The organism is Erythrobacter sp. 3-20A1M, from assembly GCF_018636735.1.
Classification (GTDB): Bacteria; Pseudomonadota; Alphaproteobacteria; order Sphingomonadales; family Sphingomonadaceae; genus Alteriqipengyuania.
Genome location: NZ_CP045200.1, coordinates 1,135,856 through 1,151,884 on the forward strand (window position 1 = coordinate 1,135,856; position 16,029 = coordinate 1,151,884).

Here is a 16,029-nt window from a genome sequence, read left to right on the forward strand (position 1 = left end):
GCGTGGCGCGGCAATCGCCAACCGCCATGCGCGTTCATTGCCAGTACCGGTGGCCGGGCGTATGCGAATGCACCGCATTCACTGACAAGGTCGTCCGCACCGATGAAAACGCCGCTTCTCGCCGCCCTTCTGGCTTCCACCGCTGCACTCGGCACGCTCACCGCCTGCCAGGTTCCCGACCAGGCGATGGAGCAGGCGGCGCCGCAGGGCACGGAGCTGGGCATCCGCACCGACTGGATGGACACCTCCGCCAATCCAGGCGACGACTGGTACGAATATGTCGACGGCGGCTGGATGAAGAAGACCGAAATACCCGCCGACCGGTCCGGCGTCGGCGGGTTCTTCATCGCCGATCAGCAGACGGAGAAGAACCTCGCCGCTCTGATCGCCGAGATCGAGAAATCCGATCCCGAGCCCGGCACCAATGCCGCGCGGGTCAAGACGTTCTACGATGCCTATTTCGACACCAAGGCGATCGACGCGGCGGGCATGACGCCGATCCAGCCCGACCTCCAGCGCTTCCAGGCGATCACCGACAAGCGCGACCTGGCCTATGTCCTGGGCAGCCAGGTCCGGGCCGACGTCGATCCTCTCAACGCCACCGATTTTGCGACCGAGAACCTGTTCGGCGTGTTCGTGACGCAGGCGCTGAAAGGCGGCGAGGTCGTGCCCTATATCCTGCAAGGCGGGCTGGGCATGCCGGAGCGCGAATACTACCTGTCCGACGATCCGAAGATGGCGTCGCTGCGCGACCAGTATCGCAGCTATATCGGCAATTTGCTGAAGGCCGCGGGGATCGCCGATGCCGATGCCAAGGCGAAGCGCGTCTTCGACCTGGAAATGAAGATCGCGCGGGCGCATGTCAGCCGCGAGGAAAGCGACGATTGGGCCACCGCCAGCAGCCTGTGGTCGCAGGACGACTTCGCGCAGAAGGCCCCAGGGCTGGACTGGAACGCGTTCTTCGCCGGTTCGCAGCTGTCGCCGTTCAAGACCTTCGATGCCTATCACCCTGCCGCGATCACGCAGCTTTCCGCGCTGGTGGAGTCGCAGCCGCTGGACGCGTGGAAGGACTGGCTCACTTTCCACCAGATAAACGCCAATGGCGATGTGCTGCCCACAAAGCTCGACGATCTGCACTTCGCCTTTTACGGCAAGGCGCTGTCGGGCACGGAGCAGCCGCGCCCGCGCGACAAGCGCGCGCTAGCGGCGCTGAACGCGAACATGGGCGACGCGCTGGGCCAGCTCTATGTCGAGAAATACTTCCCCGCCTCAGCCAAGGCCGAGATTCAGGGGATGGTCGACAACATCAAGACCGCATTCGCCAACCGGATCGACCGGGTCGACTGGATGGCCCCCGAAACCAAGGCGGAAGCCAAGAAGAAGGTCGAGACGATGGAAGTCGGCGTCGGCTATCCCGACAGCTGGACCAGCTACGACGATCTCGACCTGAAACCGGGCGCGCCCTACGCCGATATGCAGGCGGCGGAGAAGCTGCGCTATCGCCAGCAGCTAGCCAAGATCGGCAAGCCGCAGGACAAGCGTGAGTGGTGGATGAACGCGCAGCTCGTCAACGCGGTCAACCTGCCGGTGCAGAACGCGCTCAACTTCCCCGCCGCGATTCTCCAGCCGCCCTTCTTCGATCCGAAGGCCGACCCGGCCTTCAATTACGGCGCGATCGGCGCGGTGATCGGGCACGAGATCAGCCACAGCTTCGACAACAACGGCGCGGCGTTCGATTCGACCGGCGCGATGCGCAACTGGTGGACCGACGCGGACAAGAAGAAGTTCGAGGAAGCGGGCAAGGCGCTGGCCGACCAGTACGACCAGTACGAGCCCTTCCCCGGCCTGAACGTGAAGGGCGAGCTGACGCTGGGCGAGAACATCGCCGACATCGCCGGGCTACAGGCCGCCTACGACGCCTACCGCGCTTCGCTAAACGGCAAGGAAGCGCCGGTGATCGGCGGTTTCACCGGCGACCAGCGTTTCTTCATCGCGTTCGGCCAGACCTGGGCGACCAAGATGCGCGAAGCGGCGCTGCGCCAGCGCATCGCGACCGACGGCCACGCACCGGGCAACTACCGCGCGCTGACCGTGCGCAACATGGATGCCTGGTACAAGGCGTTCGACGTGAAGCCGGGGGCGAAGCTCTACCTCGCGCCGGAAGATCGCGTACAGGTCTGGTAAGACAGACAGGAGCGTAGCGGCCGTCGGCGGATTGCCGCTACGCCTCTTGCGGCTCCGCCTGCCCATCGATCTGTTCCGCCGGGTCCGCAGCGAAGAGGTAGCGATAGACCCCGACCAGATTGATCAGCAGCAGGCCGATGTTCTGCCAGCCGATCCCTTCCCCTTCGTCGTTGAGGAAACCCCAGGCGATCAGTGCGGAGGAGCTGGTGACGAAGATCACGAAGCCCCACCCGGTCGGTCGTGTGCCGAGATTGAGCGACACGATGAATGCCGCGAGCAGACCCGCGCCGGCGCCGTAATATTGCAGGATGTTCAGGGTCGTCTCGCTCATCGATGGGCCTCTCGCAGCTCGGCGGCAGGGTTTCGCCACGCAAACGGGCCAACGGATGCACGGCCCGTTGTTTCCATGTGCCATCAGAGACTTATTGCCCGCCTTGCATGGTGCCACGACAGCCGGCGCGAATGGGGCTGGGCGAGAAAACGAGGTCCACTAGGAAGAACTCGGTAAAGCCGCGCCAGTCTAACCACCCGACCGCTAGCGTTTCTTCACGAACTCGGCGCGCAGGACGAGGCCCTTGATGCCGGGATACTTGCAGTCGATCTCCTGCTCGTCGCCGGTCAGGCGGATCGACTTGATCAGCGTACCCTGCTTCAGCGTCTGGCCCGCACCCTTCACATCGAGGTCCTTTACCAGAGTTACCTGATCGCCATCCTCGAGGATGTTACCCACCGCGTCACGCACTTCTACAGTGTTCGCCGCAGCCTGTTTCGCGGCGAGGTCTGACGTAGGCATCCATTCGCCGCTGTCCTCGTCGTAGACGTAATCATCGTCGCCGCTCATCCCGCCGCACCGATCAGTTCGCGCCCGATCAGCATCCGCCTGATCTCGTTCGTGCCCGCGCCGATATCGAGCAGCTTGGCATCGCGCATGTAGCGTTCCACCGGCCAGTCCAAGGTGTAGCCCGCGCCGCCCAGCGCCTGCACGCTTTCCGCCGCGACGCGGAAGGCGTTCTCGCTCGCGAGCAGGATCGCACCCGCCGCATCGAACCGCGTGGTCCGGTCGGCATCGCACGCCTTGGCCACCGCGTAGGTGTAGGCGCGCGCCGATTGCAGCGCGACATACATGTCCGCGACCTTGGCCTGCATCAGCTGGAAGCTGCCGATGGGTTTGCCGAACTGGGTGCGCTCGCGCAGATAAGGGATCACGGTGTCGAGGCAGGCCTGCATCACGCCCAGTTGCAGCCCGGCGAGCACCACGCGCTCGTAATCGAGGCCGCTCATCAGCACGCCCACGCCGCCATTGACCGGCCCCATCACGCGGTCCTCGGGCAGGAAGCAGTCGTCGAACACCAGTTCGGCCGTCGGACTGCCGCGCATGCCGACCTTCTCGATCTTCTGACCGATCGAGAAGCCTTCGTCGTCCTTCTCGACCAGGAACGCGGTGATGCCGCGCGAACCTGCGTCGCTGTCGGTCTTGGCATAGACCACCAGCGCGTCGGCATAGGGCGCGTTGGTGATCCAGAACTTGGTGCCGTTGAGGCGGTAGCCACCCTCGACCTTCTCGGCCCTGGTCTTCATCGAAACGACGTCCGAGCCTGCATTGGCCTCGCTCATCGCCAGGCTGCCGACATGCTCGCCGCTGACCAGCCCGGGCAGGTACTTCGCCTTCTGCTCGTCATTGCCCCAGCGCGCGATCTGGTTGATGCACAGGTTCGAATGCGCGCCGTAGGAAAGGCCGACGGAGGCGCTGGCGCGGCTGACCTCCTCGACCGCGACGACATGTTCGAGATAGCCGAGGCCCAGTCCGCCGTCCGCCTCGGGCACGGTAATGCCGTGCAGGCCCAGCTCACCCATTTGCGGCCAGAGATCGCGGGGGAACCAGTCCTCCCGATCGACCTTTTCGGCCAGCGGCGTGATCTGCTCGTCGGCGAAGCGTGCGGTGCTTTCGCGGATCATGTCCGCCGTCTCGCCGAGCTGGAAATCAAAATCGGGGGTCGCGCGCATCGGAACTCCTGGAGTTATGCAGTCAATCGGATTGCTGTCGCGCATAGCGGAGGGCGGCTGGGCGGGCAAACCCGCGATGGGCGTAGCGCGGCTTGCAGGGGGGCCAACGAAAACAAGTTGATAATACGCGCGGCGATCCTAATTTCTGTCAGCGAAGCAGGAGGGCTCGGCAGATTTCGAAGGCAGGCGACACGCAGGACGCAGGGCATGCTGCGGACCGAACGGAAGACGATCGCCTGGGGGTGATCGCCTCGTTCGGACTGGATGCACTCGACGGCGACGAGGAATTGCAGCGCGAAGCCCAGTTCGCCGCGCGGCTGTGCGCGACCCCGCTTGCCTTCGTGACCATCGTGGAGAAGGAGCGGCAACGCTTTCTGGGTTCCGCGGGCACCGATATGACGGAGACGCCGCGCTCGGTCAGTTTCTGCGCCCACGCCATGCTGGAGCGCGAGCTTATGATCGTGCCCGACGCGCGCGAGGACAAACGCTTCGCCGACAACGCACTGGTGACCGGTGAACCGCATATCCGCTTCTATGCCGGGGCACCGCTGGTCGCGGCGGACGGCACGCCCATGGGTTCGCTGTGCGTGATCGATACCGAGCCGCGTCCCGATGGCCTGACCGAGCTTCAGCAGGAAGGTCTGATCGTGCTGGCGCAGGGGGTGATGAACCGGTTCCACTGTCGGCGCGTGAACCTGGCGAGCGAAAGACTGATCGAAAGCCAGCGCTCTCAGCTGATGCGGATGGCCGAATTCATGCCTGTCATGGCGTGGTCGACCGACGCTGAAGGGGGCTATCTTTACGGCAACCGCGCCTTCCATGAATTTGCTGGAGAGGATGGGGCGACCGATACCCGCTTCACTGCCCACCCGGACGACGCGGAGAAATTCAGTTCCGCGCGCGCGCGGTGTCTCGAAACCGGCGAGGCGTGGAGCGACGAGCTGCGCGTTCGGCGGCGGGACGGTGTCTATCGCTGGGTGCTGATGCAGGTGCTGCCGCTGCTCGATGCCGATGGCGAGGTCGAACAATGGTTCGCCACCGCGACCGACATCGACGAAGGGCATCGCCTGTCCGAAAGCCGCGAGCTGATGGCGCGCGAACTGGCGCACCGGATCAAGAATATCTTCGCGGTGATCACCGGGCTCGTCTCCCTGCGTGCGCGGGGCAAGAGCGACGTTAAGGAATTCGCCGAGCAGTTGATCGAGACGATCCATTCGCTGGGCCGGGCGCAGGATTTCGTCCGCCCGCTGACGGAGGAGAAGGGCGAGGATCTGCGCGGCCTGCTCGATGTGCTGATGGCACCCTATGCCGACGCGGGGAAGCACCAGGTCAGGATCGAAGGGGTGACCGCACCGATCGGAATGCGCGCCGCGACCCCGATCGCGCTGATCTTCCACGAACTGGCGACGAACTCGGCAAAATACGGTGCCCTGTCGGCGGAAGGCGGCGAAGTGGAGATCGCGCTGCGAGAGGGCGACGATACGATCGAGATCGTCTGGCACGAGACCGGCGGCCCGCAGGTCACGCCGCCCGAGAGCGAAGGCTTTGGCACCCGGTTGCTGCGCATGAGCGTGGAATCGCAGTTGGACGGATCGATCAATCGCGAATGGAACGATGGCGGGCTGGTCGTGCGTCTGGTGATCCCCCGTCGCACACTGGCAAGCTGATCCGCCGGGCGCTTACAAGCCGAGGTTGAGCCGTCGGCTGACGGTGTAGTCGATCGCGGAGACCAGCAGCCAGCTGAAATTCCAGCGCAGCCGATTCATCAGCGTGTTGCGTTCGCGGTGCCCCTCCCGCGTGATCTCGGTCGTGCCGTCCAGATGCTGCGCCACGAATTCCCGGACCCGCGCCGCAAATGCGGCATCTTCCACCCGCAGCATGATCTCCAGATTGATATAGAGGCTGCGCATGTCGAAATTGGCGCTGCCGAGATAGACCGCGTCGTCTATCACCAGCAGCTTCGTGTGCATCTTGCACGCGACGAATTCATGGATCTCGACGCCCGACTTCAGCAGATCGGAATAGAGCGCCCGCGACGCACCGATGGTGGCGCCATTGTCTGACTTGCCCGCGGTGATCAGGCGCGCGGAGCCGCGCCGGGCGATCCGGCGGATGCGCCGCAGCAACGCGCCCGGGGGGGAGAAATAGGCCATGATCAGGTCGAGGCGCGACGCCTTGTCCAGATCGCGCTTCACGCAATGCGCCCAGGTCGACAGATGGCGGCTGGGTCCGCCGACCAGCCAGCGGCAGGCCCCGACCCGCTCGTCCCACTTGCGCACGGCGTCGCGCACCTGGCGCCATTCGGCACCGTCGTCGTCGGTCCAGTCGAGCAGGTGGGCGAACCATTGGTGGAGCGGGCCGACCGCATCGCCGCGCAGCGCGATCGCCAGGTCGTTCCAGCCGTTCTGCTGCGGCGGGGCGAAATAGTCGTCGGCGATATTGAAACCGCCGATCATCGCCCGGTCGCGATCGGCGATCACCATCTTCTGGTGGTTGCGGATGAGATAGCGCATCGTGCGCCGCGCGGAGAAACAGCGGAATTCACCGCCCGCCCCGCAGAAATCGGCGAAGAATTTCTCGTCGGCATCCGCGCCGAAGCTGTCGACGATCAACGTGACCATTACTCCGCGCCGCGCCGCCGCGGTCAGCGCGTCGCGCACCTTCACTCCGGTGCCGTCGCAGGCGAAGATATAGAAGACCAGCTTCAGCGTATCGCGCGCATTCCCGATCATTTCGAGCAGCGCGTTCAGGCGGTCCGCGCCCGCCGGATAGAGCGTCAGGGCCGCCCCTTCCACCTCGGCCGAGAAGGGAGGCGGGTCGCGATATTGTGTGCCCGTTGGCGGTTGCCCCATCCATCGGGCCTAGTCCGCACGGCGGCGGCAGGCAAGCCACCCGGAATTCTTGACTTTTCGCAGCCCCGCGCCTAGGTGCGCGGTTCGAATTCCCTTCATTCCAGCCAGAACCGGAGTGCCCATGGCGCGCGTTACCGTCGAAGATTGCGTCGACAAGATCCCCAACCGTTTCGACCTCGTGCTGCTTTCCGCGCAGCGCGCGCGCGAAATTTCGGGCGGCGGCGAGCTGACGATCGAACGCGACCGGGACAAGAATCCGGTGGTCGCCCTGCGTGAAATCGCCGAACAGACGATTCGCCCGAAGGACCTGAAGGAAGCGCTCACCACGAACCTGCAGAAGATCCTGCCGGACGACGACGACGATATCGACGAGATCGGTTCGCTCAGCCAGTCGGCCGAGGCGCTGCGCATCACTGCGTCCGCCCCGACTCGCTCGACTTCGATCGGAAGCGATTACGAAGGCTGATTCGTCCTGGCGTAAAATTGCGAAGGGGCCGCATCCGAAAGGATCGCGGCCCCTTTTTTGGATCCACTTGTAACAGCGACCTATTGCCCGCGGCCGGTTGTTTCCTGCAATTCGTCGATCATCTTCGACGCGTCGGCCTTGGTCAGTTCGGTATCGTAGCGTTCGGGGCAACCGGCCTCTTCGCACAATGTCTTCAGATAGCTGGCTTGCGCACCGGTCATGCGCTCGTCGCCGGTGGTCCAGTTGTCCGGCTCCTTTTCGGCATTGGAAACGGGCTCGGCCTTGGGATGCTCATGCGGTTGCGTGGCGGTCATGCGATTTACTCCTTTGAAAGCCCAACCCCTAGAGTTCCTATTTTGTTCCAGCTTTATCGAAAAGCATGGCGCGGCTAAGGCTGCTTGTCGTGAGTGACGAAGGACCATCGCTGGTTACCGACCCGGTCCGGCCGGGGAACGCCGGGGCGCGCGCGGTGGCCGGCGGGCACTTCGCCGAGGAAGCCTGCCTCGATTGCGGCACCGCGCTGATCGGGCCGCACTGTCATCGTTGCGGGCAGCAGGCGCATACGCCGGTAACGCTCCCCGCCCTGTTCCGCGACAGCATGCGGCGCTGGCTGGCGCCTGCCAACGGCACTTTCCTGGCGAGCGTGCGCGCCCTCGTCGTGTCCCCGGGCGAGCTGACGCGGCGGTATGTCGCGGGCCAGAGGACCCGCTTTGCGAGCCCGCTGGCGCTGTTCCTGTTCGGCTTCGTGCTGCTGTTCGCCGCCATCTCGCTGACCGATGGCGATACGCGTACGCTCGGCAGCGGGTACCCCGCGCTGTCGCTGGGCCGCGCCGAGAACGACTTGCGCGCCGAAGTCGACAAGGCCGAGCGGTCCGCCCCCGACCGGGCCGCGCAAGGCGGCGACCCGGCGACGGAGCGCGAGCGACTCGTCACCATAGAGCGGGGTCGCAGCGCGCTCTTCTTCCTCGACCAGGCCCGCACCGCCTGGGACCCTCAGAACGATCCGCTGGACGTGGAGGCGCAGATGCGCCGCCAGACCCGATCCGATCTGCGCCGCCAGCTCACCGATCCGGCGCTGTTCTTCAGCCGGGTCGGTTCGACCGGCTACAAGTTCAGTTGGGTGCTGATCGTGGTGCTGACGCCGTTCGTCTGGTTGCTGTTCGTTCACCGGCGGAGGCAGTTCAGCCTGTTCCATCACGCCAGCTTCGTGACCTACTCGCTTGCCTTCGCGTCGCTGCTGGCGACCGCCATGGCCCTCCTTTCCGCCACCGGTGTCGGGGCGACCCTGACTATTTCGCTCTTCCTCATCGGCTGGCTGTTCCATGCGGCCTTGCAGTTGCGCGGAGCCTATGGAGTCGGGCTCACAGGCGCGGCGTGGCGCGCGGGCGTGCTCGCGGTGTGTGCGGCAATCGCGCTGGCCCTGATCGTCTCGGGTGCGATCGCGCTTGCGATAGCCTGACCGGCCAGCGGGCACGCGCTGTCCACTAAGCTTTCAACTGCACGGATATTCGCGGACCAGGATTTCACGCCACGCCTGGCGCAGGGTCAAGGCGCGGCGACGCTGTTGCGGGATCGCACCCAGGCGATCGACCACGAAGCGCGGCCCGACACCCTTCTTTTTCGCGCTCTCCGGTACGCAATAGAGCGGCCTGCCCGCTTTCGCCGCCGCATCGTTCTCCGCCTTTACCGCCGCCCCGGCATCTTTCATGGCGGCCATCATCGGCTTGGTTCGCTTGTCGAGCAGGGCTCCCATTCCCTTGCCCAGAAGCTCGACGGAGGCGACATAGAACGTGTCCGCGTTCATATCGGCAGGGCGCGCAAGCGCCATGGCAGGCACCAGAGCCAAGGCGGCTGCGGTCAGGATCGTGATACGCAATGGTTTCCCTCCCATCGAATTTGCGATGTCCCGAGATTTCCTCTTTCGCGCATGAACGGCTCCTTACAGGAGGGAACCGCATTCCAGCGCGATAGCGTCGTCCGCTGGTAGATGGGGCTGACACAAGCTGGCACCTTGCAATTGCCGGATGGATCGGCACGGTGGACGCGCCTGGGGGGTATGCGCCGATGAACGGAATCGAGGATCTTGGCGGAGCGGTGGAGGGCGGCCTGATCGCGCGCGCGGTCGAGCCGGAGGCGGGCGAGGCGAAGGACGGCCATACGCACGAGAATCGCTGCCTCAATTGCGGCACCCCGCTCATCGGTCCCTATTGCAACGAATGCGGGCAACGCGCGCATGTCCACCGCACGCTGGGCGCGTTCTTCCACGACCTGGTCCACGGCGTGTTTCATTTCGAAGGCAAGCTGTGGCGCACGCTGCCGGCGATCGCGCTGCGCCCGGGGCGCATGACCCGCGCCTACATCGAGGGCCAGCGGGCGCGCTACGTCTCGCCGATCGCGCTCTACCTCTTCGTGGTGTTCGTCACCTTCGCCGCGTTCTCGATGATGGGCAACGCGATCGATCTGGGCGGGCTCGAGAACCGGGGCGAGGTCGGGGCGCAGCTCCAAAGCAATCGCGAGCTGCTCGGCAGCCTGCGCGATCGGCGCGAAAGCCTGACGCAGGATGCGGGCCCTGCGCGCCTCACCGCCGTGCGGGAAATGTACGAGGCGCGCGACGTTGCGATCGACGCTTCCAACGTCGAAACCTATCGTCGGCAAGCGCTCGACGCGCTCGACCGGGCGATTGCGATCCAGCAGGAAGATATCGCGACGCTGGAGGCGATGCGGAAGGGCGGCGTGGTGGAGGCCGAGTTTTCGGAAGCGCGCGCCGTCCAGCTCGAGAACGATGGCACTTTCGGGCCGATCCAGGCCGCCGGTGGGGGCGACGGGTTCATGGATCATGCGTGGAAGAAGGCGAAAGCGAACCCGAACCTGCTTGCCTACAAGCTCAAGAACACGGCCTACAAGTTCGGCTGGCTGCTGATTCCGATCAGCGCGCCGCTGGTGTGGCTGCTGTTCGTCTTCGGGTCGCGGCGCTACCCGATGTACGATCACACGGTGTTCGTGACCTATTCGATAAGCGTGAGCCTGTTCCTGGTCCTCTTCGCGTCGATCCTGGGCAAGCTGGGGCTGGAGAGCTGGACCGCCATTCCGGCACTCGCGATGCCGATCCACATGGCGGTGCATTTCTGGGGCACCTACCGGCAAAGCACGCTGGGCTTCATCCTCCGCCTGCCGGCGCTCTATCTAATCACTTTCGTCGCGCTGTCGTGTTCCTGCTGGTGATCGCGGCGCTCGGGGTGATGTAAACAAAGCCCCGACAGGTGAATCACCTGCCGGGGCTGGATGTTGGTTTCGCGAGATCGTGTTGGTTTGGCGCTTGGCCGATCGGGATCAGCCCGGCTGCGGGGCGCCTTCTCCGCCGAAGCGCTTGCCCGACTTGGGGATGGCGGACCCGGTCACGGGGCGAATATTGCTCGGGCCCTTCGGCTCGTCGGGTCGCTCCAGCTTGCCGTCCTTGAGCAGCTGGACGATCTCGTCACCGGTCAGGGTCTCGAACTCGAGCATCGCCTGCGCGAGGAGATGGAGCTTGTCCTCCTGGTCGGTCAGGATCTCGGTCGCGCGCTTGAGCGCGGTTTCGACCAGCGTCTTGATCTCGGCGTCGATCAGCTTGTTGGTCTCGTCCGAGCCCATGGTGCGCGCGGTCTGCCCCATGCCGAGATAGCCTTCCTGGCTTTCCTCGTACTGGAGCGGACCGAGCTTGTCGCTCATGCCCCATTTGGTGACCATGTTGCGCGCCAGCTTGGTCGCGTACTGGATGTCGGACGAAGCGCCGCTCGACACCTTGTCGTGGCCGAAGATGATCTCCTCCGCCACGCGCCCGCCCATGCTGACCGCGAGGTCGGCGAGCATCTTGTCGCGGTGGTAGGAGTAGTTGTCGCGTTCCGGCAGGCGCATCACCATGCCCAGCGCGCGGCCGCGCGGGATGATCGTCGCCTTGTGGATCGGGTCGGACGCCGGCTCGTTCAGGCTGACGAGGGCATGGCCCGCCTCGTGATAGGCGGTCATCTTTTTTTCGTCGTCAGTCATGACCATGGAGCGGCGTTCGCTGCCCATCATGACCTTGTCCTTCGCGTCCTCGAACTCCTGCATCGCGACCAGCCGCTTGTTGCGGCGTGCCGCGAGCAGCGCGGCCTCGTTGACGAGGTTGGCGAGGTCCGCGCCCGAGAAACCCGGTGTGCCACGCGCGATGGTGCGGCTGTTCACGTCGGGTGCGAGCGGCACCTTCTTCATGTGGACCTGGAGGATCTTCTCGCGCCCGTCGATATCGGGCACCGGCACCACCACCTGGCGGTCGAAGCGGCCCGGGCGCAGCAATGCGGGGTCGAGCACATCGGGCCGGTTGGTTGCGGCGACGATGATGATGCCTTCGTTCGCCTCGAACCCGTCCATCTCGACCAGCAGCTGGTTCAGCGTCTGCTCGCGTTCGTCGTTGGAATTGCCGAGGCCGTGGCCGCGCGAACGGCCGACCGCGTCGATTTCGTCGATGAAGAGGATGCACGGCGCATTCTTCTTCGCCTGTTCGAACATGTCGCGCACGCGGCTCGCGCCCACGCCGACGAACATCTCGACGAAGTCGGAGCCAGAAATGGTGAAGAACGGCACGCCCGCCTCACCCGCGATGGCGCGAGCGAGCAAGGTCTTGCCGGTGCCGGGCGAGCCGACCAGCAGCGCACCCTTTGGAATCTGTCCGCCCAGCTTGGAGAAGCGGCTCGGGTCCTTCAGGAACTCGACGACCTCCTGCAATTCCTCGCGCGCCTCGTCGATCCCGGCGACGTCGTCGAACGTCACGCGGCCCTGCTTCTCGGTCAGCATCTTGGCCTTCGACTTGCCGAAGCCCATGGCACCGCCTGCGCCGCCGCCCTTCTGCACCTGGCGCAGCGCGAAGAACGCGATGCCCAGGATCAGCAGGAACGGGAGCGATTGCAGCAGGATGTAGAGGAATACGTTGGGCTGGTCCGCCTTCGCCCCCGAATAGGTGACGTCGTTGGCGTCGAGCAGCTGCGTCAGATTCGTGTCGCCCTGGACCGGAACGGTGGTGAACGCCTTGTCGTTCTTGAGCGTGCCGGTGATCTGGTCCGGCGCGATCTCCACGCTCTTGACCATGCCCGCTTCCACCTGGTTGCGGAAATCGGAATAGCCGATCTGCGTGCCCGGCGTGCTGGACCCGTTGGAGAACATGGAGACGACCAGCAGCAGCGCGAGGAACACCCCGCCCCAGATCATCATGCTCTTGATCCAGGGATTCGGCCCCCCGGATTCGGGATCTTGCTGATTCTGGTTATCGCTCATCGGGCGCGGTTCCTTTCACCTTCGCAATGTAGGCGCAGGCAAGTGAATGGCAAGTTGACGCCTATACCCGATTCTTCCCGTGAATCATATCGATCTGGCGATCAGCATTCGCATGATCTCGTTCGATCCGCCGAAGATGCGCGCAATACGGCTGTCGCGGTACATCCGCGCGATCGGATAGTCGTTTATGTAGCCAGAGCCGCCGTGCAGTTGCAGGCATTTGTCGACCACCTCGCTCTGCAGTTCGGTGACCCAGTATTTCGCCATGCTGGCGGTCGCGACGTCGAGCTCGCCCTTCAGCAGCCGCCCGATGCAATCGTTCACGAACACGCGCGCCGCGGTGCCCTTCGCCTTCAGGTCGGCGAGCACGAACTGGGTGTTCTGGAAATCCCACACGGTCTGGCCGAAAGCCTTGCGGCTTTTCACGAAATCGACCGTCACGTCGAGCGCGCGTTCGATCCCGTCCATCGCCTGGACCGCGATGATCAGCCGCTCCTGCGGCAGCTCGCCCATCAGCTGGTAGAAGCCCTTGCCCTCGACCCCGCCCAGGATCGCGTCGCCCGGCACGAACACGTCGTCGAAGAACAGCTCGCTGGTGTCCTGCGCGTCGAGTCCGATCTTGTCGAGCTTCCTGCCGCGCTGGAACCCTTGCGCCCCTTCGGTTTCCAGTAGCACCAGCGAGATGCCCTTGGCGCGCTCGTTCGGGTCGGTCTTCGCCACCACGATCACGAAATCGGCGATCTGGCCGTTGGAGATGTAGGTCTTGGAGCCGTTGAGGCGGTAGCCATTCCCATCCTTGGTGGCGGTGGTTGTGATGCTCTGCAGGTCGGAGCCGACGCCCGGCTCGGTCATCGCGATGGCGCTGACCAGCTCACCCGAAACGAGGCGCGGCAGATATTTCTTCTTCTGCTCCTCGGTCCCGTGGCGCACGAGATAGGGCAGGATGATGACGTTGTGCAGGCTCGCGGCGAAGCCTTCGACGCCATGCTTCGACACCTGGTCGACCACCACCAGATCGTGCCGGAAATCGCCGCCATGGCCGCCATATTCCTCCGGCACGGAGACGCCCAGCAGCCCGGCCTCGCCCGCCTCGCTCCAGAACGCGCGTTCGACCTGCCCCGCCTCGCGCCAGCCGGCGACGCGCTTCTCGGGCGCGGCCCGCTCCAGGAACTTGCCGACCACGTCGGAGAAGATCGCGATCTCCTCGTCTTCCATGAAGGCGGGGGCGGGAACATCGATCACGGGCATGGTGGCGGTCCTCTCTCGTCTGCTTCTCGTCTCAGCCGACGGTGCCGGCGGCGCGCAGTGCCTCGCGCTCGCTTCCGGTCATACCCAACCCGGCCAGAATTGCGTCGGTGTCGGCACCCGGCAGCGGGGCCGGGCGGGGCGGGTCAGTCGACGTGTCGGAATAGCGCGGCGCGGGCGCGGGCTGGATGTCGCCGCCCACGGTGACGAAGGTTTCGCGGGTGCGGTTGTGCGGATGCTCCGGCGCTTCGCCCATGGTCAGGACGGGCGCATAGCAGACGTCGGTATGCTCCATCAGCGCGTCCCACTCGGCGCGGGTCTTCGTCGCGAAAACGCCTGCCAGCTTCTCCTTGAGCGCAGGCCAGTTCGCACGGTCGTGCTGCGCGTCGAAAGCGGGATCGTCGGCGAGTCCCGCCAGCCGCCGCAGTTCCGCGTAGAATTGCGGCTCAATGCTGCCGATCGCGACATACTTGCCATCGGCGGTCTGGTAGGTGTCGTAGAACGGCGCACCGGTATCGATGATGTTGGTGCCGCGTTCGTCCGACCACGCCCCCATGCTGCGCATTCCGTGGAGCATGGCCATCAGCACCGCGCTGCCATCGGTCATGGCGGCGTCGATCACCTGGCCTTCCCCGCCGCGCGCGACGTTGAGCAGGGCCGCCACCATCCCGAACGCCAGCATCATGCCGCCGCCGCCGAAATCGCCGACGAGATTTATCGGCGGGGTCGGCTTCTCGCCCGCCCGGCCGAAATGCGCGAGCGCGCCGCTCAGCGCAATATAGTTGATGTCGTGCCCGGCGGCGTGCGCGTAGGGGCCGGTCTGGCCCCAACCGGTCATGCGCCCATAGACCAGCTTCGGATTGTCGCGCAGCAACTCTTCCGGGCCAAGGCCGAGCCGTTCCATCACCCCGGGGCGGAACCCCTCGATGAGCCCGTCCGCCCCTGTGCACAGCCGGCGCGCCAGCGCGACCCCCTGCTCGCTCTTCAGGTCGAGCGCGATCGAGCGCCGCCCGCGTGCCAGGACGTCTTTGGTCGAGACCGGCTGCGAGCCTCCGCGCGCGCCACTCGCGCGGTCGATCCGGATCACGTCCGCGCCGTGGTCGGCCAGCATCATGCCGCAAAACGGCCCCGGCCCGATCCCGGCGAACTCCACGATGGTCAGCCCCGACAGCGGGCCGCCTCGCGTGGTGGACATTATCTGCCCTTCCACTCCGGCTTGCGCTTCTCGGCGAAGGCGGCGGCGCCTTCGCGCGCGTCCTCGCTGGCGAAAACCTGCGGCGTAAGCTGGCCCTGCCGCTGCCACCGCTCGTCGGGCGACCAGCCGCGCGATTCTTCGATGATCTGCTTCGAGATACGCACCGCCAGCGGCCCGTTCGCGGCGATCGCCTGCGCCAGCTCCATCGCGCCGTCCAGCGCGGACCCGTCGGTTACGCGGTTGATAAGCCCGAGTTCGTAGCCGCGCGCGGCGTCGGTGAAATCGCCCGTCAGCGCCAGTTCCATCGCGACCTTGTGCGGGATCTGGTCGGGCAGCAGCATCAGGCCACCCGCCGCCGCGGCAAGGCCGCGCTTCGCTTCGGGAATTCCCAGCTTCGCCCCGCTATGCGCGACGACCATGTCGCAGGCGATCATCAGTTCGAGCCCGCCTGCCAGCGCATAGCCCTCTACCGCGGCGATCAGCGGTTTCGCCGGCTTGCGCTCGGTCAGGCCGCCGAAGCCCCGCCCTTCGACGAAGGGGGATTCGCCGCGCAGGAATCCCTTGAGATCCATGCCCGAACAGAAGGTGCCGCCCGCGCCCGTCAGGATACCCACCCGCAGCTCGTCCTCGGCGTCGAGCCGGTCGAGCGCCGCGGCGATCCCTTCCGCAGCCTCGCGGTTGATGGCGTTCTTCGCTTCGGGCCGGTCGATGGTGATGACCAGCACGTTTCCGCGCGTTTCGGTGTGGACGGGCTCGCTCATGTCTCTCTCCCATTTCGGTTTGCAACCGGTTAT

Annotated in this window: 15 protein-coding genes; 5 read left to right on the forward strand and 10 right to left on the reverse strand. The window is 65.4% G+C overall.

The window, feature by feature from the left end; genetic code table 11:
- Positions 1 to 102 precede the first annotated feature (102 nt).
- Complete coding sequence (locus F7D01_RS05595; RefSeq protein WP_215229220.1) at positions 103 to 2,184, forward strand: M13 family metallopeptidase; 2,082 nt, start codon at positions 103 to 105, stop codon at positions 2,182 to 2,184.
- A gap of 37 nt (positions 2,185 to 2,221) precedes the next feature.
- Here F7D01_RS05595 and F7D01_RS05600 read toward each other — a convergent pair whose 3' ends face one another.
- The 3 genes from F7D01_RS05600 to F7D01_RS05610 all read right to left on the reverse strand — a co-directional run bounded on the left by F7D01_RS05600 (position 2,222) and on the right by F7D01_RS05610 (position 4,188).
- Positions 2,222 to 2,515 (reverse strand): hypothetical protein, encoded by a 294-nt coding sequence (locus tag F7D01_RS05600; protein WP_215229221.1) that lies wholly within the window; start codon positions 2,513 to 2,515, stop codon positions 2,222 to 2,224.
- A 204-nt stretch (positions 2,516 to 2,719) separates the two neighbouring features.
- The gene (locus tag F7D01_RS05605; RefSeq protein ID WP_215229222.1) at positions 2,720 to 3,025 is read right to left on the reverse strand and encodes an alkylphosphonate utilization protein; all 306 of its coding nucleotides are present in this window, start codon (positions 3,023 to 3,025) and stop codon (positions 2,720 to 2,722) included.
- Entirely contained in the window at positions 3,022 to 4,188 is a 1,167-nt protein-coding gene (locus tag F7D01_RS05610; RefSeq protein WP_215229223.1) for an isovaleryl-CoA dehydrogenase, read from the reverse strand. Before F7D01_RS05610 ends, F7D01_RS05605 begins: the two co-directional genes overlap by 4 nt.
- A 242-nt stretch (positions 4,189 to 4,430) precedes the next feature.
- Between F7D01_RS05610 and F7D01_RS05615 the strand changes: the two genes are divergently transcribed.
- Positions 4,431 to 5,855: an HWE histidine kinase domain-containing protein gene (locus F7D01_RS05615; RefSeq protein WP_251567097.1), complete on the forward strand. Its 1,425-nt coding sequence runs from the start codon at positions 4,431 to 4,433 to the stop codon at positions 5,853 to 5,855.
- A 12-nt stretch (positions 5,856 to 5,867) separates the two neighbouring features.
- Here the strand turns inward: F7D01_RS05615 and F7D01_RS05620 are convergent, their stop codons facing one another.
- On the reverse strand, positions 5,868 to 7,040 hold the full coding sequence (locus F7D01_RS05620; protein WP_215229224.1) for a phosphatidylserine/phosphatidylglycerophosphate/cardiolipin synthase family protein: 1,173 nt from the start codon (positions 7,038 to 7,040) through the stop codon (positions 5,868 to 5,870).
- A gap of 121 nt (positions 7,041 to 7,161) precedes the next feature.
- Here F7D01_RS05620 and rpoZ point away from each other — a divergent pair, with 121 nt between their 5' ends.
- Positions 7,162 to 7,506 (forward strand): DNA-directed RNA polymerase subunit omega, encoded by a 345-nt coding sequence (gene rpoZ / locus F7D01_RS05625; RefSeq protein ID WP_215229225.1) that lies wholly within the window; start codon positions 7,162 to 7,164, stop codon positions 7,504 to 7,506.
- An 80-nt stretch (positions 7,507 to 7,586) separates the two neighbouring features.
- On the opposite strand, the gene F7D01_RS05630 is transcribed toward rpoZ, so the two are convergent.
- Positions 7,587 to 7,820: a DUF3072 domain-containing protein gene (locus F7D01_RS05630; RefSeq protein WP_215229226.1), complete on the reverse strand. Its 234-nt coding sequence runs from the start codon at positions 7,818 to 7,820 to the stop codon at positions 7,587 to 7,589.
- 89 nt (positions 7,821 to 7,909) lie between these two features.
- Here F7D01_RS05630 and F7D01_RS05635 point away from each other — a divergent pair, with 89 nt between their 5' ends.
- Entirely contained in the window at positions 7,910 to 8,965 is a 1,056-nt protein-coding gene (locus F7D01_RS05635; protein ID WP_215229227.1) for a DUF3667 domain-containing protein, read from the forward strand.
- A 33-nt stretch (positions 8,966 to 8,998) separates the two neighbouring features.
- Here the strand turns inward: F7D01_RS05635 and F7D01_RS05640 are convergent, their stop codons facing one another.
- Complete coding sequence (locus F7D01_RS05640; protein WP_215229228.1) at positions 8,999 to 9,382, reverse strand: hypothetical protein; 384 nt, start codon at positions 9,380 to 9,382, stop codon at positions 8,999 to 9,001.
- A 188-nt stretch (positions 9,383 to 9,570) separates the two neighbouring features.
- On the opposite strand from F7D01_RS05640, the gene F7D01_RS15190 reads away from it, so the two are divergent.
- The gene (locus F7D01_RS15190) at positions 9,571 to 10,728 is read left to right on the forward strand and encodes a DUF3667 domain-containing protein (RefSeq protein ID WP_251567098.1); all 1,158 of its coding nucleotides are present in this window, start codon (positions 9,571 to 9,573) and stop codon (positions 10,726 to 10,728) included.
- 108 nt (positions 10,729 to 10,836) lie between these two features.
- On the opposite strand, the gene ftsH is transcribed toward F7D01_RS15190, so the two are convergent.
- The 4 genes from ftsH to F7D01_RS05665 form a co-directional block, all read right to left on the reverse strand.
- Positions 10,837 to 12,795 (reverse strand): ATP-dependent zinc metalloprotease FtsH, encoded by a 1,959-nt coding sequence (gene ftsH / locus F7D01_RS05650; RefSeq protein WP_251567100.1) that lies wholly within the window; start codon positions 12,793 to 12,795, stop codon positions 10,837 to 10,839.
- An 84-nt stretch (positions 12,796 to 12,879) separates the two neighbouring features.
- Positions 12,880 to 14,043, reverse strand: coding sequence for an acyl-CoA dehydrogenase family protein (locus tag F7D01_RS05655; protein WP_215229229.1), 1,164 nt, complete (start codon positions 14,041 to 14,043; stop codon positions 12,880 to 12,882).
- A 31-nt stretch (positions 14,044 to 14,074) separates the two neighbouring features.
- On the reverse strand, positions 14,075 to 15,235 hold the full coding sequence (locus F7D01_RS05660) for a CaiB/BaiF CoA-transferase family protein (protein WP_215229230.1): 1,161 nt from the start codon (positions 15,233 to 15,235) through the stop codon (positions 14,075 to 14,077).
- Positions 15,235 to 15,996, reverse strand: coding sequence for a crotonase/enoyl-CoA hydratase family protein (locus F7D01_RS05665; RefSeq protein ID WP_215229231.1), 762 nt, complete (start codon positions 15,994 to 15,996; stop codon positions 15,235 to 15,237). Before F7D01_RS05665 ends, F7D01_RS05660 begins: the two co-directional genes overlap by 1 nt.
- Between the last annotated feature and the right edge of the window lie 33 nt (positions 15,997 to 16,029).